Annotated in this window: 21 protein-coding genes; 9 read left to right on the plus strand and 12 right to left on the minus strand. The window is 58.9% G+C overall.

The window, feature by feature from the left end; genetic code table 11:
* Positions 1 to 30: 30 nt before the first annotated feature.
* From IOD40_RS01555 to IOD40_RS01570, 4 genes are all read right to left on the minus strand, one after another.
* Positions 31 to 1,305: a beta-ketoacyl-ACP synthase gene (locus IOD40_RS01555; RefSeq protein ID WP_198473586.1), complete on the minus strand. Its 1,275-nt coding sequence runs from the start codon at positions 1,303 to 1,305 to the stop codon at positions 31 to 33.
* Positions 1,302 to 2,504: a beta-ketoacyl-ACP synthase gene (locus IOD40_RS01560; protein ID WP_198473588.1), complete on the minus strand. Its 1,203-nt coding sequence runs from the start codon at positions 2,502 to 2,504 to the stop codon at positions 1,302 to 1,304. The genes IOD40_RS01555 and IOD40_RS01560 overlap by 4 nt, the downstream gene beginning before the upstream one ends.
* Positions 2,505 to 2,530: 26 nt before the next feature.
* Positions 2,531 to 2,812 carry an acyl carrier protein gene (locus tag IOD40_RS01565; RefSeq protein ID WP_198473590.1) on the minus strand — a complete coding sequence of 94 codons (282 nt, stop codon included), beginning with the start codon at positions 2,810 to 2,812 and terminating at the stop codon, positions 2,531 to 2,533.
* Between the two features lie 141 nt (positions 2,813 to 2,953).
* Complete coding sequence (locus IOD40_RS01570) at positions 2,954 to 3,514, minus strand: histidine phosphatase family protein (RefSeq protein WP_198473592.1); 561 nt, start codon at positions 3,512 to 3,514, stop codon at positions 2,954 to 2,956.
* 121 nt (positions 3,515 to 3,635) lie between these two features.
* Between IOD40_RS01570 and IOD40_RS01575 the strand changes: the two genes are divergently transcribed.
* From IOD40_RS01575 to IOD40_RS01585, 3 genes are all read left to right on the plus strand, one after another.
* Entirely contained in the window at positions 3,636 to 4,583 is a 948-nt protein-coding gene (locus IOD40_RS01575) for an AEC family transporter (RefSeq protein WP_198473594.1), read from the plus strand.
* Between the two features lie 92 nt (positions 4,584 to 4,675).
* On the plus strand, positions 4,676 to 6,133 hold the full coding sequence (locus tag IOD40_RS01580; RefSeq protein WP_198473596.1) for an NAD-dependent succinate-semialdehyde dehydrogenase: 1,458 nt from the start codon (positions 4,676 to 4,678) through the stop codon (positions 6,131 to 6,133).
* Position 6,134: 1 nt separating this feature from the next.
* Positions 6,135 to 7,154, plus strand: coding sequence for an aldose epimerase family protein (locus IOD40_RS01585; RefSeq protein ID WP_198473598.1), 1,020 nt, complete (start codon positions 6,135 to 6,137; stop codon positions 7,152 to 7,154).
* Here IOD40_RS01585 and IOD40_RS01590 read toward each other — a convergent pair whose 3' ends face one another.
* Entirely contained in the window at positions 7,155 to 8,075 is a 921-nt protein-coding gene (locus IOD40_RS01590) for a sugar kinase (RefSeq protein WP_198473600.1), read from the minus strand.
* Between the two features lie 85 nt (positions 8,076 to 8,160).
* Here IOD40_RS01590 and IOD40_RS01595 point away from each other — a divergent pair, with 85 nt between their 5' ends.
* Both IOD40_RS01595 and IOD40_RS01600 read left to right on the plus strand, forming a co-directional pair.
* Positions 8,161 to 8,592 carry a FixH family protein gene (locus tag IOD40_RS01595; protein ID WP_198473602.1) on the plus strand — a complete coding sequence of 144 codons (432 nt, stop codon included), beginning with the start codon at positions 8,161 to 8,163 and terminating at the stop codon, positions 8,590 to 8,592.
* Positions 8,593 to 8,604: 12 nt separating this feature from the next.
* Positions 8,605 to 9,795: a cytochrome-c peroxidase gene (locus IOD40_RS01600; RefSeq protein ID WP_198473604.1), complete on the plus strand. Its 1,191-nt coding sequence runs from the start codon at positions 8,605 to 8,607 to the stop codon at positions 9,793 to 9,795.
* A gap of 1 nt (position 9,796) precedes the next feature.
* Here IOD40_RS01600 and IOD40_RS01605 read toward each other — a convergent pair whose 3' ends face one another.
* Positions 9,797 to 10,249 carry an Lrp/AsnC family transcriptional regulator gene (locus IOD40_RS01605; protein WP_198473606.1) on the minus strand — a complete coding sequence of 151 codons (453 nt, stop codon included), beginning with the start codon at positions 10,247 to 10,249 and terminating at the stop codon, positions 9,797 to 9,799.
* A gap of 141 nt (positions 10,250 to 10,390) precedes the next feature.
* On the opposite strand from IOD40_RS01605, the gene putA reads away from it, so the two are divergent.
* Positions 10,391 to 13,987 (plus strand): bifunctional proline dehydrogenase/L-glutamate gamma-semialdehyde dehydrogenase PutA, encoded by a 3,597-nt coding sequence (gene putA, locus IOD40_RS01610; RefSeq protein ID WP_198473608.1) that lies wholly within the window; start codon positions 10,391 to 10,393, stop codon positions 13,985 to 13,987.
* Between the two features lie 11 nt (positions 13,988 to 13,998).
* On the opposite strand, the gene IOD40_RS01615 is transcribed toward putA, so the two are convergent.
* Positions 13,999 to 14,313, minus strand: a complete 315-nt coding sequence (locus IOD40_RS01615; RefSeq protein WP_198473610.1) for an antibiotic biosynthesis monooxygenase family protein — start codon at positions 14,311 to 14,313, stop codon at positions 13,999 to 14,001.
* A 206-nt stretch (positions 14,314 to 14,519) separates the two neighbouring features.
* Here IOD40_RS01615 and hemP point away from each other — a divergent pair, with 206 nt between their 5' ends.
* Positions 14,520 to 14,690: a hemin uptake protein HemP gene (gene hemP / locus IOD40_RS19815; RefSeq protein ID WP_198474223.1), complete on the plus strand. Its 171-nt coding sequence runs from the start codon at positions 14,520 to 14,522 to the stop codon at positions 14,688 to 14,690.
* Positions 14,691 to 14,768: 78 nt separating this feature from the next.
* Here the strand turns inward: hemP and rirA are convergent, their stop codons facing one another.
* The gene (gene rirA, locus IOD40_RS01625; RefSeq protein ID WP_198473612.1) at positions 14,769 to 15,230 is read right to left on the minus strand and encodes an iron-responsive transcriptional regulator RirA; all 462 of its coding nucleotides are present in this window, start codon (positions 15,228 to 15,230) and stop codon (positions 14,769 to 14,771) included.
* 221 nt (positions 15,231 to 15,451) lie between these two features.
* Between rirA and IOD40_RS01630 the strand changes: the two genes are divergently transcribed.
* Positions 15,452 to 16,000, plus strand: coding sequence for a GNAT family N-acetyltransferase (locus IOD40_RS01630; RefSeq protein WP_198473614.1), 549 nt, complete (start codon positions 15,452 to 15,454; stop codon positions 15,998 to 16,000).
* Between the two features lie 76 nt (positions 16,001 to 16,076).
* Entirely contained in the window at positions 16,077 to 17,360 is a 1,284-nt protein-coding gene (locus IOD40_RS01635) for a DUF445 domain-containing protein (RefSeq protein ID WP_198473616.1), read from the plus strand.
* A gap of 2 nt (positions 17,361 to 17,362) precedes the next feature.
* On the opposite strand, the gene hpaR is transcribed toward IOD40_RS01635, so the two are convergent.
* The 4 genes from hpaR to IOD40_RS01655 all read right to left on the minus strand — a co-directional run bounded on the left by hpaR (position 17,363) and on the right by IOD40_RS01655 (position 23,202).
* A complete protein-coding gene (hpaR, locus tag IOD40_RS01640; RefSeq protein WP_198473619.1) occupies positions 17,363 to 17,830 on the minus strand; it encodes a homoprotocatechuate degradation operon regulator HpaR in 468 nt (155 codons plus the stop codon).
* Positions 17,831 to 17,871: 41 nt separating this feature from the next.
* Positions 17,872 to 20,250 carry an aldehyde dehydrogenase family protein gene (locus tag IOD40_RS01645; protein ID WP_198473621.1) on the minus strand — a complete coding sequence of 793 codons (2,379 nt, stop codon included), beginning with the start codon at positions 20,248 to 20,250 and terminating at the stop codon, positions 17,872 to 17,874.
* A 10-nt stretch (positions 20,251 to 20,260) separates the two neighbouring features.
* Positions 20,261 to 21,289: a deoxyribose-phosphate aldolase gene (gene deoC / locus IOD40_RS01650; RefSeq protein WP_198473623.1), complete on the minus strand. Its 1,029-nt coding sequence runs from the start codon at positions 21,287 to 21,289 to the stop codon at positions 20,261 to 20,263.
* A gap of 110 nt (positions 21,290 to 21,399) precedes the next feature.
* Positions 21,400 to 23,202, minus strand: coding sequence for an adenine deaminase (locus IOD40_RS01655; protein WP_198473625.1), 1,803 nt, complete (start codon positions 23,200 to 23,202; stop codon positions 21,400 to 21,402).
* Positions 23,203 to 23,281: the final 79 nt, after the last annotated feature.

Raw genomic sequence — 23,281 nt, forward strand, 5'->3', positions numbered from 1 at the left:
TAACGCTGCAGCCGGGGTGATTGTCAGGGCCTAGCCGGGTTCGCGGGCCATGACAAGGCAGGCATTTTGGCCACCGAACCCGAACGAGTTCGACAGAACCGAGCGAACATCCGCTTCCCGCTTCACATTTGGCACGACATCGAGCTCGATTGCAGGATCAGGATTGTCGTAGTTGATGGTCGGCGGAATAACGCTATTCATCATGGTGAGCACTGAGAACACCGCCTCGACAGCCCCAGCTGCCGACAGCGTGTGCCCGATCATCGACTTGTTGGAAGAGATCGGCAGCTTCTTCATCCGCTCACCGAACACGGTCGACAAAGACAGATGCTCCATCTTGTCATTTTCCGGTGTGGAAGTGCCGTGAGCGTTGATGTAGTCGATCTCGTCAGCTGACATGCCAGCGTCGGACAGGGCCGCATTGATGGTGGCGATCGCCGGCGACGCGTCCGGCTTGGAGCGTGTGCGATGGAAGTCGTCGGCCTTTTCGCCGCAGCCTGCCATGATCGCGAGAACCTTTGCTCCGCGGGCAAGCGCGCTCTCCAGAGATTCGAGAACGAGCGCAGCGGAACCTTCCGCCAGCACAAAGCCATCCCGATCTTTGGAGAATGGCTTGGAAGCCTTCTCAGGATGTTCGTTCTGCGTCGAGAGTGCCGAGAGGAGCGCAAAGCGGATCAGCGCTTCAGCGGTTGCCGAGCCATCGGCTCCAATTGAAAGCGCGCGATCGGCTTCACCTCGGCGGATAGCCTCGACACCCAGCTGGATTGCTGTGGCGCCGGATGCGCAAGCAGTCGAAAGCGTGATCGGCATGCCGCGCGTCCCGAAGCGATCGGAAAGGCGGTCAGCGATGGCACCGAACTGCGTGCTCTCGAAGGTTTCGTTCCGCAGGACGTCACGTGCGACCGCGAGCAGGCGCTCGTATGCAGGTAGATTGAGGTCCGCGTTGTTGTAAAGGGAGAAGCGGTCGCGCCAGTCAAGCTCTACCGGAGGAGAAGCCAGAAACAGAGGGCCGCCAAAGTTATCAGTAGAAAGACCAGATCTGGAGACGGCCTCGAGAGCTGAGAGTTCCGCCAGTTCGTAAGTCAGGGCGCTGGCGCCCTTGTCGCTTGATGGCAAGAAGTCGACCGTGCCGCAGATCGTGGTGTTGAGGTGATCGGTCGGAAAGCGTGTGATCGGATGGATCCCGGAGCGACCGGCTGTCAGGGCGGACCAATTGTCTTCGACGCCCTGGCCGAGCGAGGTGACGACGCCGATGCCGGTGATGGCGACGATCGGGCGCCCGAAATGGTCAGTTGTCTTGGTCATCGCGCCGTCTCCTGAGCCGCAACGATGAGGGCGGCTCCCTCGAAACGATGGTAACCGATGGCTGTTGCCAACGAAGCTTTTGGCGCGTCTTCAAGCGTGGGCTCGTTCTCGCTGTCGAAGGCGGGGTAGGGCGCACCGTTCTTTACGGCAAGCGCAGCCAAGGCCACCGCAAAGGGGAACTGCGCCTCGCGCATATGCCCGGTAAGCGAAGAAAAACCGCGCAGGGCAAAGTCACCGGCTGCCTGGAGAGCGCGTCGCTCCGCTCCCGTAGCCGTGTGGGCACCGGATGCGCCCGAGATTGCCATCAGCTTTCCATCCGGCAGCTTGAAATTTCTTAGCAGGCCGGAAATAGCCTGATCCAGATTTCCTTCGGCGCGACGGGCACGGCCTGACGCGACGTCCTGGATGACTGCGTAGATCTTTGCACCACGGGCCTCGGCATGAGCGCGGGATTCCAGAATCAGGAACGCGGCGCCAGAGCCGGAAATGATGCCACCACCGTCATTCGCCGCGCGCGACCATACCGACTTCCAGCGTTTGCGATGGAGGAAGCCGCCCAATTCATAGGTCAGCAGCATGTCGGGGTGTTCGGTCTGGAAAGCGCCGCCAACCAGCGCGTGTGTGGACTGACCGGAGCGAATACGCGCGGCCGCTGTCTCTACTGCGGCGACGCCAGCACCTTCCTCGCCCATGAAGGTGCGGGAGGAGCCGGTCACCTTGTGCACGATGGAGATGTTGCCGGCGAGCAGGTTCGAGAGTTGAGCAAGAAAGAGCGTCGGGCGCAGTTCGGTGGTGAGCTTTTCGTTGAGGAGAACGTCACGATCATTACGTGCGCGACCCGCATCGAGAATGCTCTGGTCGACCGTTTCGTCGCGTTCGCCACCACCTGCAGCAACAATCATGTCCATTGTCGCGCAAAGAGCTTCATCACCCTTCATCCCGGCGTCATCGAGGGCCAGTCCAGCCGTATAGGTGCCCAGCCGCTGCCAGGTCTCCATCTGCCGCTGGTCACCACGCTTCGGAATTTGCTGCCCCCAATCGATAGGGGGCAGAGGATGAATGGTGTAGGGCGCAAAGCGCTCGGCGTCGATCCGAGGCGCGTGCCCCGGAGCCGAAAGTACCTGCCAATGGTTATCTGCCCCTTCGCCAAGGGACGAAACCAACCCGATGCCGGTGATGACGACGTCGCGCTCACTCATGCCGAACTCTTTCGCCGTATTGCTTCTTAGGCGTTCTTCGCTGCGACCAGCTCGTCGATCTTGGCGCAGAGGTTCTCCATGACGAAATACTCCTCGGTCGAGGCCTTTCCGTCATTCACTTCCTGCGTCCACTTCTCGAGCGGGATCTTGATTCCGAAGTCTTTGTCGATCGCGAAGACGATGTCGAGGAAGTCCAGGCTGTCGATGCCCAGATCGTCAATCGTGTGGCTCTTCGGCGTGATCGTATCGCGATCAATCTCGCTGGTTTCCGCGATGATGTCGGCGACCTTGTCGAATGTCGATGTCACTGTAGTTCCCTCTGACAACCGGGGCTGAACAAAATTGTATCGCGGCTGTCTAATCCGTTTTGTATGGCAGGGAAAGGGCGAGGGGGGAAAATTGCCGTCCTGCCCCCCGCTGGTTCGAGTTAGTAAATGGCCCCGCAGCCGCTAGTTGAAGACAATTCGGCCTGTGGATCTAAGCGTATCGCCGTCAGGCACGACTATGATCGCCTCGGCCTCGCGAGGCTTGATCCCCGTCCACGCCGTCACGTTTTCCCGATGCGTCACAAGAAGGAGATTGCCTGAACCTGAATATTCTCGAATCAGTTTTAGAACTTCGTCATGTGCAGCTTCATCTGCTTCTGGATCTGTCCCGAGGGGATCCAGGGCGGCAAGTTCGATAATCTCCCCCGTACCGAATGCGAGTTGAACGGTATCCAAGGCCCGGCAGTACCGGCTGGAATATATCTGTTCGACCGGCTCTGATCGGGCAGCGATCAGCGCCCCGATCTTGCGTGCCTGTTGGCGTCCGCGTTCGGACAAATTGCGTTGCGTACGGCAATTGCCGATCTCGAAATTGGCGGGTTCACCCGTGCCTGGTGCGTTGGCGTGAACAAGAAGAACGACCTGCCCGCCATTGCGAAGCAGCGCCCAACCCGCCTCCGTTGCGGCGGCTGGGATTGCGGTTAAGACAAATAGTGTAATGGAAATTATTGCTGAAAGTCGCATCCCGGATCCTGTTTAGAGGTACATATAGGGACGCAAACAGAGAGCGAAAGGCAAGCTCGCTCGGCGCAACGACGCTGATTGCATTCTTGCTGCGCAAAGAAGGCTGGGGTAGGCGCGGTTTATGTTAGAACTGGCTGAGATAATCGCGTTCGTCTTTGGCATCGTCGCGCTGGGGTATATTGCAGGCTGGACTGGTCTGTTGCGACTGACAACGGGCGATGCGCTGACGGAGTTCGCGGTCGCGGTCGCTTTGCCGGCCCTTCTATTCCGCACCATGATCAGTATCGATTTGAAGGGCGCAATGCCCTGGGCGATCTGGGGCGCCTATTTTTCGGTGATCCCGATTATCTGGATCATGGGTCATCTGACGATCACCCGCTTCTTTGGCAGAGAGCGTCCCGTAGGCGTCGTTGGCGGCATCGCATCGTCTTTCTCGAACATGCTATTGCTCGGATTTCCGCTTCTTACCAACGTGTATGGCCAGGCGGGCCTTGATGTTCTTTCCCTGCTAATCTCGATTCATCTGCCAATCATGCTCGCGGCGTCGATCATCACGTTCGAATGGGCGCGGGGCGGAGACGTGGCCAGCATTTCCGCGGCTGGGATCGCCAGAGAGTTTTTTCGCAAATTGCTGTCGAATCCGCTGATCATTGGAATTTTGTGCGGAATTGCGTGGCGTGCAAGCGGGCTACCTCTGCCTTCGCTCGGAACGAGGTTTGTCGATGCTTTCGCCGGAATCGCAGGAACAATAGCCCTGTTCGGGATGGGGATGGGGCTGCGCAAATACGGTGTGGGAGGGAACGTGAAGCCGGCCCTCGCGACGGCTGCGCTGAAGTTGATCGCCATGCCTGCGCTGGCGCTGGGGACAGCGTGGCTCGCAGGACTGCCTCCGGTAACCGCGCAGGTGGTGGTGATCGTGGCTGCCATGCCAACTGGAGTAAACCCGTATCTGATCGCGTCCCGGTTCGGCGCGGGGCAGATGCTGGCTTCGAACACGATGACGATTTCTACGGTTGGAGCGGTTGCCACCACGATTTTTTGGTTGGCTGTGGCACAAGCAGTTTTCTGACGAACCTGCTTGGCTTGTTGCGTTCGCGTCCTATTGTACGCTCCATCGCGATACATAGCCGGGTGTCATGCGCCCGATGACAGGAGGAAGCTATGCTTCAAAAAACAAGCCACTTCATGCGCCAGGCAAATCTGATCGATGGCGAGTGGGTGCAAGCCGATTCGGGCGCAACCATTGATGTCATCAACCCGGCTACAGGGCTTAAATTGGGCACAGTGCCCAAGGCGGGCCGTGCCGAAACGCGTCGCGCAATTGAAGCTGCCGACCGCGCATTTCAGACGTTCAAAAAGACCTCCGCGCTTGAGAGGTCGAAGCTCCTCCGGAAACTCCACGATGCCATCCTGGACAATCAGGATGCGCTGGCTGAATTGCTGACGCTGGAGCAGGGCAAGTCACTCACAGAAGCCAAGGGTGAGGTCGGCTCGTCGGCCGCCTATGTGCTTTGGTTTGCGGAGGAAGCACGTCGCGCTTATGGTGATGTCGTGCCCAGCCCTTGGGCAGATCGCCGGATCATGGTGACGCGTGAGCCCGTCGGCGTCATTGGTGCTATCACCCCGTGGAACTTCCCGTCCTCGATGCTGGCGCGCAAAATCGCCCCGGCGATCGCTGCGGGATGCACAGCAGTCGTAAAGCCTGCCTCGCAAACTCCGTATTCCGGCCTCGCCTGGGGTGCTCTGTGCGAAGAAGTCGGGATCCCGAACGGCGTGGTCAATATCGTGACCGGTTCAGCTGGTGAAATCGGCGATGAGCTTTGCGAAAACCCGATCATCAAGAAGATCACCTTCACCGGCTCCACGGAGGTCGGAAAGCTTTTGATCGCGAAGTCGGCTTCTACCGTAAAGAAGGTATCGATGGAGCTTGGAGGCAACGCGCCGTTCATCGTCTTCGACGATGCCGATCTGGACCGTGCTGTCGAAGGCGCGATGATGGCCAAATACCGCAACTCCGGACAGACCTGCGTGTGCACCAACCGCTTCTTCGTTCAGGCGGGTATCTACGACCAGTTCGTAGCCAAGCTGGCCGAGGCTTCCAACCAACTCAAGGTTGGTCCTGGCGTGGAGGACGGTGTTCAGCAAGGGCCCCTCATCGATGAACGTGCGGTGGAAAAGGTGGAAGAGTTGATCGCCGATGCCACGTCCAAGGGCGGCAAGGTCGTCGCGGGCGGAAGCCGTCACGAGCTTGGCGGGTCATTCTTCCAGCCCACCGTCATCGCCGACGCGCAGCCTTCAATGAAGTTCATGAAGGAAGAGATCTTCGGTCCTGTGGCTCCGGTCTTCAAGTTCGAGACGGAGGAAGAGGCCGTAGCGCTGGCGAATGACACGGAATTTGGCCTCGCTTGCTACTTCTACACCAGCGACCTCGGTCGCGCTTTCCGGGTCATGGAAGGGCTCAAATATGGAATGGTCGGTGTAAATGAAGGCCTCATCACGACGCCTGAAGCACCGTTTGGCGGAGTCAAGGAATCAGGCCTTGGCCGCGAGGGCGGTCACCAGGGCATCGATGATTACCTTGACACCAAGTACGTCTGCATCGGCGGCCTAGGGCTCTAAGATGCACCGGGAGACGTTCGGCACCACGGCCAATGGCGAAAAAGTCGAGCGGATCACGATAGAAGGAGGCGGGCTGTCAGCCCGCTTTCTCACATATGGCGCTGTGCTGCAGGATCTGCGCCTGGCTGGGCACGCGGCACCATTGGTGCTTGGTTTCGAGCGCCTTGAAGATTATGTCGCCCAGAAGTTTTACATCGGCGCTACGGTCGGGCGCTATGCCAACCGCATTGCTGGCGGGGCCTTCCGATTGGATGGTGAGATTTACCAGACCGACCGGAACGACAGCATCAATACCCTGCATGGCGGTAGTAATGGTCTCGACCGGCGACTCTGGCAAATTGCGGATTTCGGACCGGATTTTCTCACCCTGACTGTCGCAGATCCTTCCGGCGCGATGGGGTTTCCCGGGACGGTAAAGATCGACTGCACGTTCTCCCTTGAGGAGAGGGGCAGGCTGTCGATCGAGATGTCCGCAACCACGGACCGGACGACACTGGTCAACCTTGCCCACCACTCCTATTTCAATCTGGACGATGGCGGGGCCGGCCATGCGTTGGATCATCGCCTGAAAATTGATGCGCTGGCCTATATGCCAGTTGATCAAGATTGCATCCCGACAGGCGAGGTGCTGCCGGTTGCTGGAACGGATTTCGACTTTATGATGCCGCGACCCATTCGCCTTGGCGATACGGTCCACGCCAGCTACGACCACAATTTCTGCTTCGGCGCCGCGCGTGGACCCCTGCGGCAGATGGCGTGGGTTCAGGGAGCCGCGTCAGGGGTCGAGATGCAAGTGTGGTCCACGGAACCCGGCCTGCAATTCTACAGCGGCCAGTTTCCCGGTTTTCAAACACGCGGCCTTGAGGGGCGGCAGTACAGGACCCATGCAGGGTTCTGTCTTGAACCTCAGGTCTGGCCAGATTCGCCAAACCGTCCGTACTTTCCTCAAGCGATCCTTCGTCCGGGCGAGGTCTATCGGCAAGTCACGGAGTACCGGTTTCGCTCGCCCGACGAGGATTGATCAGCCTGCGAAAGCCTTCTGCAAGGCCTCGAATGGCGCCAGAGCGCCGCGTACCTGTACGACCGTAGCTGCAACGCGATGGCCGCAAAGTGCGGCTTCGAAAGGTGTTTTCCCGAGAATTCGGGCTGCGAGATAACCGCCGTTGAAGGAATCGCCGGCACCCGTCGTGTCGACTGGAGACGCTACATGCAGCGCTGGGAGCAATTCTTTCCTGCCGTCTGCTATGACAAGCGCGGGCTCTTCGCCGTTCTTAACAACGATCTCGTTGAGCCCCAGCGCAGCAAGGCGCTCAGCCGTAGCTTCGGGATTCTCGTCTCCGAAAAGTGCTTGCTCGTCCGGAAACGTCGGCAGTGCAATATCGGAAAGTCTCACTGCCTCGGCGATTGCCCGTTGTGCCTGCTCTTCCGAGGTCCAAAGACGTGGCCGGTAGTTGGGGTCAAACGCGATAAGGCTGCCGGCTTTCCTCGCGGTGCGGATAGCCTCAAAAAGATTGGCCCGAGCCGGGTCTTCCAGAATTGCCAAAGTGATTCCGGAAAAGTAGATAAGCTCTTTATTTTGAAGGCTTTTGCTTAGGAGGTCGAGATCGTCGGCAAGGCGACGTGCAGCTGAATCCCCACGCCAGTATGTAAAGGAACGCTCAGCTCCGGTAAGTGTAATGGCATAGAGGCCCGGGCGGGCACCGGGAATGCGCGGGCTTGCGGCAGTCCCGATATTGCTGGCGGCGAAGAAGTCGAGTTGTTGCGTCGAAAAGGGATCATCGCCGAATGCGCTGACATAGTCGGTAGGTTTATCGGCCGGAAGCAAGGCGCGTAGGGCCCAGTTCACGTTGAACGTGTCACCGGCGTGATTGAGTTTCCAGTCGCCAGTGCCGGTGCCTGATAGTTCCAGCATACATTCGCCGATAGACGCGGTACCGTTCATTCGATCAATCCTTGTGTAGTCCGCTGCGTGTCTACACCGCATTCAAAAACTGGCAAGGGGTTCTGCGCGATTGGGGAGAGCTGTCATGAAGAAGTTTGTCTTGGTTGGCGTGGTTGCTGTCTGCGTCATCATCGCCGCGTTAATCGGTACACGGATGTTGACGCCCCCACCGGCGGAACTTGATCTGGCCAGATCCAAAACGTCCGTTAACGGCACGTATCTCGCTTCCATCGAGCCAGAAACGGAGCCTGTTTCAGTGGGGCCAGTGCACAATTGGGTCCTGACGCTGGCAAGCGCCGACAGCACTCCGGCTGCGGGAGTCACCATTGAGGTTGATGGCGGGATGCCGGATCATGGTCATGGCTTGCCGACCGAGCCGCAGGTTTCGCGAGAGCTGGGCGATGGGCGGTACCTGGTTGAGGGTGTACGCTTCAACATGGGCGGCTGGTGGGAACTTACGTTCCAAATCGAAAGCGACGTGGGCAGCGACAGCGTCACTTTCAATCTCATGCTCTGACAGTGATCTTCGATGATCCGTCTTCATCTTGTTTCGTGCCTGATTGCTCTCGCCGCCTTGTCGGCCTGTTCTAGCGAGCCATTTTCGGACGACGAGAAAAAAATAATCGCCCAGCTTCGACTTTCAGAGCTTGGGTCGCTTGAGCCCGACCAAAGCAACCGTTTTGCAGATGATCCGGCAGCGGCGGCGTTTGGTGCTAGGTTATTCGTCGATGCAAGACTCTCGGCTAATGGTTTGATTTCATGTGCGAGTTGCCATGATCCGGAGCGGCAGTTTCAGGACGATGAGCCACTGGGGAAGGGCATAGGTACGAGCACGCGTCGAACTATGCCGCTCGCTGGCGCCGCGCATGGTGACTGGTTCATGTGGGACGGTGCGAAGGACAGCCAGTGGGCACAGGCTTTGGTGCCGCTGGAAGATCCGCGCGAACATGGCTTCAGCCGTGCGGGCGTCGCGCAACTTATAGCGGAGGTTTACCGCACCGAATATGAGGCGGTGTTTGGCGCGCTGCCTGAGGTGGGCGGGCAGCCCGATCTACCTCAGCTTACATTATTGGAAAGGGATCAGAACCACACGCGCGGTGAAGCGGAACAGGACCAGATCAACCGGGTCTTTGCCAATGTAGGCAAGTCGCTAGCGGCCTTTCAGAGAACGATCAGCCTTGAGGCGACAAGGTTCGATCGGTACGCTGCGATTATCTCAGACGCAGTGGAAGCTGACGACCGTAACTCGTTCAATTCCTTGGAGATAGAGGGGTTAAAGCTCTTCATCGGCAAGGCGGGTTGCATCGAATGCCATAATGGGCCGAGGTTCACCGACGACTTTTTTCATAATACCGGCGTGCCGAGGCGAGATGAGGCGCCTGCGGATCCTGGCAGGTCAGCGGTTCTTGAGTCCGTCGTCGGCGATCCCTTTAATTGCCTCGGGCCTTATAGCGATGCACAGGCAGAGGAATGCCACGCGCTTCGGTTTATGGTTCGGGATGAGGCTGCGATGAAGGGTGCTTTCAAGACCCCGTCGTTGCGCGGTGTCGCAAGTCGCGCACCGTACATGCATGCTGGTCAACTCCAGACGCTTGAAGAAGTCATCCAGCACTATTCCGACGCGCCTGCCGCCAGCACTGGTACCAGCGAAATTGCGCCGATCACATTTACCGATCGCGGTCGTGCAGCCCTTATCGCTTTTTTGAAGACGCTGGAGTGAGTTATCGGTCCTTGACCGTTTCCATGGCGACGTAGGTTGAGGTCTGTGCCACGTGCGGCAGTGCGGAAATGCGTTCGCCCAGCACCCGCCTATATGCGGCGATGTCTTTTGTCCGCACCTTTAGAATATAGTCAAAGCTCGCCGCGATCATGTGGCATTGCTCAACCTCCGCTATGGCCAGTACTGCACGGTTAAATGCATCGAGCGCTGTCGAGCGCGTGTCCGATAGCTTTACCTGCACAAATGCGACGTGACCTTCGCCCATACGCTCGAGGTCGATGATCGCAGAGTAGCCGCGGATGAACCCTTCGCGCTCGAGTTTTTTGACGCGGGCCTGCACGGGCGTTTTTGACAGGCCGACTTTTGCGCCGAGCTCGGACGCGGATAGGCGCCCGTCTGCAGCGAGCGCCGCCAGGATATTTCGATCTATGCGGTCCAGTTGGTCTTCTGACATGGCTGCGTGTGGTTCGTTATGTTCAAAGCGTGAACATGTTATAGGTCGAACGGGCTATAGAGTCGAACGGATTGGGCGGATCGGCCGCCTGCGAGATGATAGAGTGCTAGTAGTTCGTCTTAGCAACGTCAGGAGTTGCCAATGTCGTCTCTCGAGAAGATCCGTCACATCATCCGTGAAAATTACCTTCCAGACGAAGCGGGCGCCGTTGAACGTCTGATCGGGGAGGCGCGGTTATCGGCCGACCAGCGTCGCTCGATATCCCGGCGCGGGGCTGATCTCGTCCGCGCGGTGCGAGGCGCGTCCAAGCCTGAGCTGATGGAAGTGTTCCTGGCGGAATACGGACTTTCCACCCGTGAGGGAGTCGCGTTGATGTGTCTGGCCGAAGCACTGCTGCGCGTGCCGGATGCAGAGACCGTTGACGATCTGATCCGCGACAAGATCGCACCGCACGATTGGTCAGCGCGGTCTGGTTCATCGGCTTCCATCTTCGTCAACGCTTCTACCTGGGCTCTCATGCTCACAGGCAAGGTGCTGGAGGAAGGCCAGGGCGGCATTGAAGGCACGTTGCGGGGAATGGTCCGCCGCCTCGGCGAGCCCGTAATCAGGCGCGCTGTGTCGGCAGCCATGCGGGAGATGGGAGAGCAGTTCGTTCTGGGCCGGACGATTGATGAAGCCATCAAGCGCGGACGGGAGTTCTCTCGGAAGGGATACACCTATTCCTTTGACATGTTGGGTGAGGCGGCCCGCACCGAAGCTGATGCCCTGCGGTATCACGAAGCGTATGCTGACGCGATTGCAACTCTTGCGGCGACGGCGACCTCGAAAGAGATCGCCGAAAATCACGGCATCTCGGTGAAGTTGTCGGCACTTCATCCGCGCTACGAGGCAATTCAAGCGGAAAAAACACTGCCCGTTCTGGCCGAAAGGCTCCTTTCGCTCGCGCTCGCGGCTCGTAACGCCGGGATAGGGCTGAACGTGGATGCCGAGGAGGCAGATCGTCTCGACCTTTCGTTGGAAGTCATAGAGCGTGTTTTGTCGGATCCAGGGCTCAATGGCTGGGATGGCTTTGGTGTGGTTGTGCAGGCTTATGGAACGCGGGCTGGCTATGTAATCGATTGGCTCTACGCGCTCGCCCAGACGCTGGACCGAAAGATCATGGTCCGACTGGTGAAGGGCGCGTATTGGGACACCGAGATCAAGCGCGCCCAGGTGCTAGGTCTTTCAGGCTATCCCGTATTCACGCGCAAGCGAAACACTGACATCTCGTACATCGCCAATGCGCGGAAGCTGCTTGGCATGACCAACCGGATTTACCCGCAGTTCGCGACCCATAATGCGCATACCGTCGCAGCCATCCTCGAGATGGCCGAAGACGAAAAGTCTTTCGAATTCCAACGACTGCATGGGATGGGTGAGGCTCTTCATGATGAGGTGCGGCGAGCAGAGAACACGCGCTGCCGGATTTATGCGCCCGTAGGAGCGCATTCGGACCTGCTTGCCTACCTCGTTCGAAGGCTTCTTGAAAACGGCGCAAATTCGTCCTTCGTCCATCAGATTGTGGACAAGTCCGTTGAACCCGAGACGATCGCGGCGGACCCCTTCGAGGCGCACAAGGATGGCCCCGCAGCCAATCTTGCGATAGCGCGTCCGCGCGACATTTTCGGTTCCGAACGGCTTGGTGCAGCGGGCTATGACCTCAATGATGCACGGACGTTGGAGCAAATTCAGGCAGGGCAGCGGGCTTTCGCAGCCCCCTACCGTTGGAGTGCTGGAGAGGGCAACGTTCGCCGCGAGATCGTAAACCCGGCAATTCCGGATGAGGTTGTTGGCGAGTGTTACGAGGCTGACGCGGTGGCAGTTGAGAGGGCCGTCGATGTCGCCCTTGCGGCGCAGCCCGCTTGGGAGCGGCTGCCGGTGTCGGAGCGGGCGACCGCCTTGCGTAGGGCCGCTGATCTTTACGAAGAAAATACAGCTGAACTCCTGGCTCTGTGCACGCGGGAGGCCGGTAAAACCCTCGGCGATGCAGTCGCAGAATTGCGCGAGGCAGTCGACTTCCTTCGCTATTACGCCAACCGGGCATTGCAGGAAAAACCCGGTACAATTGCCCGTGGGGTTATTGCCTGCATCTCTCCTTGGAATTTTCCGCTGGCAATCTTCACTGGCCAGGTTGCAGCCGCGCTTGTTACGGGCAACGCGGTTGTGGCTAAACCCGCCGAGCAGACACCGCTGATTGCGGCTCGCGCGGTGGCATTGATGCAGGAGGGGGGCGTCCCACACGATGTGCTTCAGCTGCTTCCTGGTGACGGCCCATCTGTTGGCGCACCGCTGACCGCTGATCCAAGAATTGCTGGCGTTTGTTTCACCGGTTCCACCGAGGTCGCGCGGATCATCGAGCGCCAGCTCGCAAATACCGCTGCTCCAGATGCGATGCTCATTGCCGAGACGGGCGGACTGAATGCGATGCTGGTCGATTCGACCGCGCTGCCTGAGCAGGCGGTCCGGGATGTGGTCGCATCCGCCTTCCAGAGCGCGGGCCAGCGCTGTTCGGCTCTTCGGGTCCTTTACGTGCAAAAAGATGTCGAGGTCAAAGTGCTCGACATGCTGAAGGGGGCGATGAGCACGCTGACGCTTGGAGATCCATGGGATGTGGCTACTGATGTCGGTCCGGTGATCGATGATCAGGCACGCAATGATCTCCTTGCCTATTGTCGCCAGCAAGAGGCCGCCGGGCGCCTGATCGCGAAACTTGAGACGAACAAGGACGGCAGATTTGTTCCGCCGCACATCTTCCGTGTCGACGGCATCGCGGAGATGGACCGCGAAATGTTTGGCCCAATCCTTCACGTCGCGACCTTCGACGCAGAGGATCTCGACGATGTCATCAAAGATATAAATGCGAAGGGCTATGGGCTGACATTCGGGTTGCATACGCGGATTGATGAACGCGTGCAGCGGATCGTTGATGGCGTTGAGGCGGGAAACATATACGTCAACCGTAACCAGATCGGCGCTGTTGTGGAATCACAACCGTTCGGGGGCGAGGGGCTATCGGGCACCGGGCCGAAGGCGGGTGGGCCTCACTATCTGAACAGGTTTCGCAAACGCCCTGCAAAGGCTGACACGCCGCGCACACAAGGTTTACCCGTAAGCCTGCGTATGCTGCAGGATCATCTCCGGGTCGCATCTCAACAGGGGTGGGAGGAGCGACATGACCGAATTGCCATTTTGCGCAAACACCTCAGAGGGAAGGCGACAGAGGCAATGACCGCGGCGGCAGCGCTGGATGTAGGTCCAATCGATCTTCCGGGCCCGACGGGGGAGAGCAATATGCTTCGCCTTGCGCCTCGGGGGCGGGTGCTTTGCCTTGGGACAGATGCTGACGCGCTTCTTGCGCAGGTGATTCAGGCGTTGGCGGTAGGCAATTCGGTGCTGGCGGTCGCTCCGGGCGCCCACAAGGCCCTCGAGCCATTGTTGGGCAAGGGGCTGCCGCTTGAGGCTTTGGACGGGATGGCCGCAGACGAGCATCTTGCCACGCTGGACGTCGACCTGGTCGCGCTGGTCGCAGATGCGGAAGAGCTGCGAGCAGTGCGAAAGGTACTTGCTGAACGAGATGGCCCGATTATCCGGCTGGTGACACAACCCATTGAGCCATCCGCGTACGCGGTTGAGCGAGCTGTCTGCGTCGACACGACGGCAGCCGGTGGAAATGCAAGCCTCCTAGCTGCAGCGGAATAACAGGGAGGGGCTCATGCCCCTTCCACAATCGAAAAGCCTTCATAAACAGGCGGTTCCAGATAGAGCGATTTCTGATCGCCCGCCTGGCGATGGGACTGCCGAAAATTCTGCGACCGCATCCAGTCGACAAAGTGAGCTTCGCTCTCCCAGACAGAGTGGGACACATAGAGCGTAAAGCCTCCGGTCTCATTTTGTTTGCCCCGAAGGAGGTGAAAGTCACGAAAACCCGGTGTTTCGTGCAGTCGCGAATCGCGCGTTTTCCAGACCGTTTCAAATTCCTGTTCCGCTTCGATGCGGACCCTGAAGCGGTTCATGGCGAAGTACATGGCTACCTCCTGTCTGACTTCCAAGGGATCGTCCTGACGAATTATACATGAGCGATCCACTCATGTATTGCGAATCGGCTTAAACCTGATAAATCACTCAGGTAATAATCAGGTGGCGGCATGCCGCCGATACGAGCAACCGGCAAGAAAGGCGCGGTCCCGTGAACAGCTTCACTCCGTCGAATCATCCGTCCTTCCGTCGTTCAATTGCAATCGAAGGTGGCCCAAAATTCGTGCAACGTCCTGTCCAGTCGGTCGCACGCGTCGTCTCTAGTGACAATCTGTTTCGCGGAACCCATGAGATCGGCATTGAACATGGCGGCGCGATGTATCGCCTCAAGATTACCCGCCAAGGAAAGCTGATCCTCAACAAGTAGAACCTGAAATCTGCCTAAAAAAGTGCGCGCGACCGCTGGATCGCGCGCACTTTTTTGTTCATCGGGATCGTTGGGGACTCAGGCAGTGCCTGCAATCTGTGGCATGTCCGGAATGCCGAGCAAGTCCCGCATAGACGGTCGCGCCTTGACGAGGTCATCGATGGAATAGCCTTCCAAGACTTCGAAAAAGGCGCCGAGCGCCTTACGCAGGGCCGCGTTGAGGCCGCAAGAATCGATCAGCGGACAGTCGGCAGCGTCATTCTCGAAGCACTCGGCCATCGCGAAGTTTTCCTCGGTGACGCGAACAACGTCGAATAGGGTAATCTCACTGGCCGGGCGAGCCAGGCGCACACCACCATTGCGGCCGCGAACCGTCTCGACAATCTTTGCCTCGACCAGCGGCTGCAAGATCTTGAAAAGGAACAATTCGGATACGCTGTAAGCGCTGGCGACCTCGGAGACGCGGCTCAGCCGGCCCTCGTTGGCCGCGCAGTACATCAACAGGCGGATTGCGTAGTTGGTCTGACGTGTCAGCCGCATGGCAAGCCTTTCAAATCGTCGGAGAGGATCTCCACTTCATCTATTCGAATTTAGAAGGGTTCTAGAACATTGTCAAAAGGTGAGGAAAATTTTCAGGATTAAACCTCGGCAGGGCAGGCATGCATCCAGCGCATCCCTTCTCGCCTTGAAGTTTATGTTGCAATGCACAATATCCAGGGTAAGCGGAGAACCGTCGCGGAGGGACAACAGGGAATAGTGGAATGAGCAGCCTATCATCAGTCGCGCAGCCCCTGACAGGGACCATCAGGCTGCTGCGTCCCTCGGAACTGCCGCAATTCCGCGAACACCTTTTGCGTCTGGATGATTTAAGCCGACGCGACCGCTTCAACGGGCCGACGAGCGACAGCTTTGTGTCGTCATATGCCGAGCGGTCTTTCCACAATGGCGCACTCGTTATCGGCTACGTCGAGAACGGTCAGGTTTTGGGGGCAGCCGAGCTGCACGAGCGTCCTGAGGACCGGCTCCCAACCGGCGAGATTGCATTCAGCGTTGAACGTGCGCTCCAACATCGAGGCCTTGGCGGCTTGTTGTTCGAACGCCTGATCGAGAGCGCGCGCGCATTCGGCTACGAGCGTCTGTTGGTCACTACCCATCCGCAGAACCAGGCGATGAAGCGCCTCGCCCGCAAGTTCAACGCGACACTGCGCTTTGAGGACGGGGAGACTGTTGGGATCATCGAGCTTGAGCCGACACCCTCGCTGCCAGCCCGACCGGGCGTTGGCATGTTCGGACGATACCTCGCCGCCTAGTTTATTGGGTCAGGGGAGGTGATCTTTTCGGCTCGCCCACCCACATTGGTTCCGTCAATGAAGAGATGGAACCGGCATGACGAGCGATTCTCAAACTAACTTCTCCGGTGACGACCTCGCCAAGCAGAGAGCGCTTAGAAAGACGAAGGCGGTGGCCACGGCTTCTCTGGTCGGCTGCGTGATCGTGTTTCTCACCGCTCGCACATTTCAGGAAACATATCCGCTACTGTCATTTGTCGCGGCGTTCGCCGAAGCTGCTGCGATTGGCGGTTTGGCGGACTGGTATGCGGTTGTTGCACTGTTTCGTCGGCCGCTCGGTCTCCCGGTGCCGCATACAGCCATTATTCCCTCAAATAAGGACAGGATCGCCGACAATCTCGGGCGTTTCATCGAGCGCAATTTTCTTTCGGCGGGGGCGGTGAACGCAAAGCTGAGCGAAGTCGATTTTGGGATGATGGTCGCGGATTGGCTCGCTGCCCCACATCGTTCTTCAAGCCTCTCCAATTTTGCCGTACGGGTGGCTCCTCAGGCTCTGACAGCTCTCGAAAACAACGATCATCTGCGTGAACTCGTCTCCAGTCGGCTGAATGCGCAGCTCGAAAAGGTACAGGTGGCACCCCTTGCCGCTGATCTTCTTCAGGCGGTCACCGCAGACCGTCACCATCAAAAGCTGTTCGACGAGCTGCTCCGTGTTTTCGGAGGCATGCTGAACGACGAAGCGGCTCTTGCAAGCGTACGTGATAAGATCCGTACCGAACTGCCGAGCCTAGCCAATATGTTCAAGGCAGACGCTTACCTGTTGAAGAAGATCGTCGCATCTGGCGGCGCTCTGATTTCAGAGGTGCAGAGCGACTTGGAACATCCGATGAGGCGGGAATTCGATCGGTTCGTCGAGAGGTTTATCGCCGATTTGCGCGTGTCACCGGATTATGCCGACAGGGCAGAAAAGCTGAAGCGCTCTCTGTTGTCACGGCCGGAGCTCGCAGAACTCTCGGTCCATGCCTGGAAGGCGGTACGGAGTTTCGTGGAAACTGACATTACGAGCCCCAACTCGATGCTCAAGGGCCAGCTGACAGCTATGCTTGTCGAGATTGGCAAGCGGTTGGCCGAAGACCCGAAGCTGCGGGCTGAGATGAACCACGGCTTTGTCACCTCGCTGGGTGCCTTTGTGGAATCCCAGAAAAGCGGGGTTGCGACGTTTATCTCGGAACAGGTCCGCGGCTGGGACATGGGGCAGCTTACGCGTCTCATCGAACTCAATATTGGCAGGGACCTGCAGTTCATTCGCTTTAACGGTATGATCATCGGCGGCCTCGCGGGTCTGAGCCTGCATATGGCGGAGAGAATAATCTTCGGCTGAAGCTACTGGTCGGTTTTCAAAGCTGCCAGGTCTCCCAGCATGTCGAGAAGGTCGTCCAGGCGCTTGCGGCCATATCGCGCCTCGAGGTCCGCGTAGACGTCCTTGCTGGCTGGACTGACGGCGTAGATGATTTCCATCCCCTTGGCAGACAGCGACAAAAGCAAGCGGCGGCCATCAAGCTGATCACGCTCGCGAACGATCAACCCGCGCTCTTCCAGAGATCTGAGGATGCGCGTCAGGCTCGGGGCGAGGATGCAGGCGCGCTCGGCAAGCTCGGTGGCATCGAGCGGGTTCTCCTCCGCCAGGACGCGGATTACCCGCCATTGCTGCTCGGTCACATCCTGTTCGGCGAGGACGGGACGGAAGCGGCTCATGACCGCTTCGCGCGCGCGCAAAAGCGCGATTGGAAGCGACCTGCGGGTGTCCCTTGGGAGAAGGGCATCGTCGGGAAGTCGCTTGTCATCGTTCATAGCAAGCCGCCTCCTCGAGGACCGGACCGGGCAACCGGCGTTTAATCGCCATAGGGAACCCAGACATTCTTGATTTCAACCGAGCGCTGCAAAAAGCGTTCCAACGAGCCATGGCTTCCGTCCCAGTCCACAGCATAGCCGTTCGACGTCCACACACGCTTGAGATTTCCCGCGGCCTCGCCTTCAACCAGACGGCAAATACCTTCATCCGCTACCACCCAAAGGCCGTCGACATCGTCGTGCTGCGCCAGGACGGGCGCGAGGTCCGAGGCAAGGCCGGTGACCAGATTTATGGCACCCGGCGGCAGGTCCGAAGTTTCAAAGACCTGGTAGAGATCGGTTGCAATAAGGGCATGGCGTGCTGATGGAATAGCGATGACGGAATTGCCCATGGCCAGGGCCGGCGCGAGCATCGCGATCAGACCCAAGAGCGGCTGTTCTTCAGGAGCAACGATCCCGATAACGCCAACAGGCTCGTTCTGGGCGAGCGTAACAGCCCGCACGGGTGGCTGATGCACAACCCCTTCATATTTGTCGGCCATTCCGGCCGCTGCAAAAATTCGCTCTATTGCAGCGTCGACTTCTGACTTCGCTGCTGCCCCCGTGCTTCCCACAAGCGTCCGCAGACGGTCGGCAAATTCCTTACTCCGCGCAGCAAGGTTCTCTGCCAGAAAATAAAGGATCTGTGCCCTGTTATAGCCCGTCGCGTTCCGCCACGCGCTGGCCGCTCTTGCGGCGCTGACGGCGTCGCGAATATCCTTGCGGCTGCCAAGCCCGGCTTCCCCAATCAGTTTGCCTTTCGGGCCAACGACGGGGAAGGAATAGCCGCCGTCGGGACGCACCTGATTTCCACCTATGAAGAGTTTGGGCGTGCGGTCGATCAAGTCGCTGGCGCTATAAGCTGCAGATGGGATGGGGAGCGAAGAGCGCTTTAGCTTTATCCGTTTGCCCGTATCCGGCAGTGGCTGCAGATATTCACGCATGCCTTCCCTGCCGCCTTCGCGGCCAAAGCCGCTTTCACGGAAACCACCGAAGCCGCACGCCGCGTCGAACATGTTCGTTCCGTTAATCCAGACAACGCCGGCTTTCAGTTGCGGGGCTACATGCAGCGCGAGGTTGATGTTCTCGCTCCAGACTGAGGCGGCAAGGCCGTATCGCGTGTTGTTGGCGAGTTCGACCGCCTCGGATTGATCGCGGAAGCTCATCACAGCAAGCACTGGGCCGAAAACTTCTTCCTGCGCCAGCACGTTCGACGGAGCAACGTCGGTCGCGAGGACAGGCAGGTGATAGCTCCCGGAATCCGGGAGGCTAGTTTCCGGCGACCAGCATACTGCGCCCTGCTTTTGCCCCTCGGAAACCAGTTTATCGACGCGCTGGAGCTGGCTCTTGTCCACCAGCGGGCCGATATCGGTGTTCTTGTCGAGGGGATTGCCGACGCGGAGTTTGGCCATACGAGCCTTCACCTTGCTGATGAAGCTTTCGGCAATGCTCTCCTGGATTAGAAGTCGAGAACCGGCGCAGCAGACCTGGCCCTGGTTAAACCAGATGCCATCGACCAGACCTTCTACGGATGAATCCAGATCAGCATCTTCGAAGACGATGAATGCGGACTTGCCGCCAAGCTCGAGGGACAGCTTCTTGCCGGTTCCTGCCGTAGCTTTCCGGATCGATTTTCCAATTTCGGTCGAGCCGGTGAAGGCGATTTTGTCGACGCCCGGATGATCGACGATGGCCGCTCCAGTTGATGGTCCGCCATGCACGACATTGATGACGCCCCGCGGGACGCCCACCTTCTCGCAGATCTCGGCAAAGAGAATGGCGGTCAGCGGCGTAAACTCTGCAGGCTTCAGGACAATCGTGCATCCAGCGGCGAGGGCGGGCGCGACTTTCCATGCCAGCATCAGAAGTGGAAAATTCCACGGGATGATCTGGCTACACACTCCAACGCCATGCTGGCCGGGAAACTCTCGCTCCAAGGATTGAGCCCAGCCGGCGTGGTGAATAAAGTGCCGGATGGCGAGCGGAACATCGATGTCCCGGCTCTCACGGATTGGCTTTCCGTTATCCAATGTCTCAAGAACCGCAAACAGTCTGGCGTGGCGCTGCATCGTCCGGCCGATCGCGTAAAGCAGGCGGGCGCGATCGTAGCCGGATGTCGCACGCCATTTCTTTAGCGCGCGGCGCGCAGCGCCAACTGCCGCGTCAATGTCTGCCTCAGACGCCTCAGAGATGTTTGCCAGCGACTCTTCGGTGGCAGGATTTCGCGTGAGGAAGGAAGCTGCCTTCGAAGACGTCTTCCATTTGCCGTCGATGAAGAGGGATCTGGAGAAATCTCGACTGGCAATCCAGGCGTCTGCCTCTGCGCGGCTTTCGGGGGCAGGGCCATATTCCATCGCGTGGTAGCGCTCGAGAATGTTCATGATCCAACCCTTAAACGATGGCGTGCCGGTACGAGGCGGAGTAGTGCCCGGTCACATGATGTTCGAGCTGGCGCTCTATGTCGTTAAGCAGGCTTGAGGCTCCGAACCGGAACAGATCAGGTTCAAGCCACCGCCGGCCAAGCTCTTCCTTGATGAGAATGAGCCATTCGAGGGCGGCCTTGGCCGTCGATATGCCGCCGGCGGGTTTGAAGCCGATCTTGAAGCCGGTGCGCTCTTCATAGTTGCGGATGGCCCTGCACATGACGAGGCCAACCGGCAGGGTGGCATTCACGCTTTCCTTGCCCGTCGAGGTCTTGATGAAGTCAGCCCCTGCCATCATCGCCACCATCGAAGCGATCATTACATTGCGCAAGCTCGCCAGGTCGCCCGTGCCGAGGATAACCTTCAGATGTGCGTCGCCGCATGCCTCGCGGAACTGAGAGACCTCCTCATACAATTCCTGCCAATGGGCACCTAGAACGAGCCCCCGGCGTATGACCACGTCGATCTCATCAGCGCCTGCACCGACGGAAGCGCGAATTTCGTCCAATCGTGTCGACAGCGGCGCAAGGCCATGTGGAAACGCGGTGGATACCGCAGCGATATGTACCCCCGAGCCCTCCAAAGTATTCGAGGCTACGGACAGGAACGGGTGGTACACACAGACCGCTGCCGGGCGTATCTGCATATCAGCGAGTTTAAGTTTTTCCACGAGATCTCGCCGTAACGGATTGATTGCCTTCGCGCACAGACGTCGGACGCGCTCATCAGTGTCATTGCTGTTCAGCGTGGTCAGGTCCATCAAGGAGAGGGCCCGCAGCAGCCAGGCGGCTTGGTTCTCGCCTTTGATCGAGCGGCGTTTCACCAGCGTCGCAGCGCGCTTCTCCAGCGCCGAACGGTTTACGTTCCGGACTTCCTCAAGCCAGCCCAGATCGAGCTTTGTGCCGGGGTTTCGGAGAAGAGAGTTGGTGGCTTGAGCCCCTGCCACTGGTAGCGTGTGCACTTTGGCGCTGGTGGGGTTTGAGGTGCTGGCCGACATCGTGCGCCTCGTAGGTTCGAGTGGCGTTGGGAAAGATAAGCTATCGCACGAAATCAAGATGAACGGAACGGCACCCCCGCCGTGTGAACGGGGGTGCCTTGTGGTGTTAGCTAGGCGCCCTCAACGAGCGGTACGATTTCCATCTCGGGAACCAGAACCAGACCCTTGTCGGTAATCCGGATCTCGGGAATCACAGAAAGAGGGATCAGGTTGAAGCCCATGTAAGGGATGGAGCAGCCAGCCGCGTCCCACTCCTTTTTGAGCAGTTTTACTTCTTCTGCCACTTCGGTCACTCGCTTTTCAGAAAGCAAACCGGCGATCGGCAGCTCGACCATCGCAGTGACCTTGCCGTCGACGACCACGCAAACTCCGCCTTGGGTCTTCTCGATGGCTCGGAGGGCGACCTGCATGTCCTCTTCGTTGAGCCCGGCGATGATGATGTTGTGGCTGTCATGCCCAACCGACGAGGCCACGGCGCCGCGCTTGAGGCTGAAATTGCTGAGAAGGCCATAAGCGACGTTGCCGTCGGACTTGCCGTGTCTTTCGACGACCGTGACGAAGCAGAGGCCGTGGCGATCGAAATGCTCCTGCCAGCTGTTGGCTGCCTCGAGCATGATCTTTTCATGGCCGAGCGTGATACCTGGAAGCTCGGTGCGGATCGCGTTGATCGTCACCGTTTCGGCGGGTAGCTCCGGGGTCAGCTTGAGCTTCTCGGGCAGCTTCACTGTCCTGTAGGCGGCATCCGGGTAGCGGTAGCGATCGGACAATTCCTTGTCGAGCAGCGGTGTTACCTTGCGATCCTCAACGACGAGTTCGCCGCCGTACCAGGTGTTCACCGGCTTCATAGCGTCGTCCAGAAGGACAAGGTCCGCGCGGCGCCCGCCGCCGAGACCGCCGACCTCATTCTCGACGCCAAAGCGCGTCGCGCCATGCAGCGATCCCATCGACCATGCCTGCTCCGGGCTCATGCCAGCCTTAATTGCCTCGCGCACAACCCAGTCCAGGCCGAACATGAGGAGATCATCGGCATCGCGATCGTCGGTGCAGACGGCGATACGCTTGTGGGAAGCGCCCAGTTCGGTGATTGTCTTGATCGCTTCCGGCAGGCTGTGCCACGGCGTGGTCGGAGGTCCACCGCGAAGGAAAAGCCAGATCCCTGCTTCGAGCAAGTCGTCGGCAATGTCGCGGTCGATTGCTTCATGGGTGTCGGTCACGCCCGAAGCGGCATAGGCTGCCACAAACTCCCGGCCATAGACGTGACCAGAAACGGGACGGCCGCGCTGGAGTGCTGCGGCAAGGATGGCGTGACTGCGTTCGTCGCCCATCGCGACCTGAACGAAATCCATCTTCTCGCCCAGCGCCAGAGCTTCCGGCCACTTGTCGAACAGCGCTCCGATCTTCTCGGCGGTGAGGTCGCCGCCAGCCGTCTCAAGCTCCGGCGAGGTGGCTGGCACGGTGCTCGGCACGGTCAGGAATATGGAGAGCGGTGCCCTGCGGGCATCCTCCAGCATCGCCTCCACGCCAGCAACGTCCATGACGTTGCCAATCTCGTGGCTGTCACAGAAGATCGTGGTCGTGCCATTCAAAAGCGCCGCTTCTGCATAGGCGCATGCGGTGACCATGCTGGATTCGATGTGCAGGTGAGGGTCAACCAGGCCAGGCGCGATGATGCCGCCGCGCGCGTCATAGAGGTTGAAACTGCTGCCCTGGTAGGAGCCGGACGGCTTCACCGCGGCTATGCGTCCACCCGAAATCCAGATCTCCCGGTCCGCCAGGATCCGTTCAGAATAGGTGGAAAGAACCCGCGCGCCACGGATCACAAGGTCCGGATCCGCGCGTCCGGACGCAACGCCAGCGAGTTTTCGTGTCATAGTCGCCAACGGCGCGACTGAGAAACGTGTGAGTGAACCCATATCCTCGATTCCTTGCTTTGATTGTGCAGATCGTAGCAACAAGGATCGGTACCGGGAATGCCACAGCCTGGAACATCCT

It is taken from the genome of Aquamicrobium zhengzhouense (assembly GCF_016124105.1).
GTDB classification, from domain to species: domain Bacteria; phylum Pseudomonadota; class Alphaproteobacteria; order Rhizobiales; family Rhizobiaceae; genus Aerobium; species Aerobium zhengzhouense.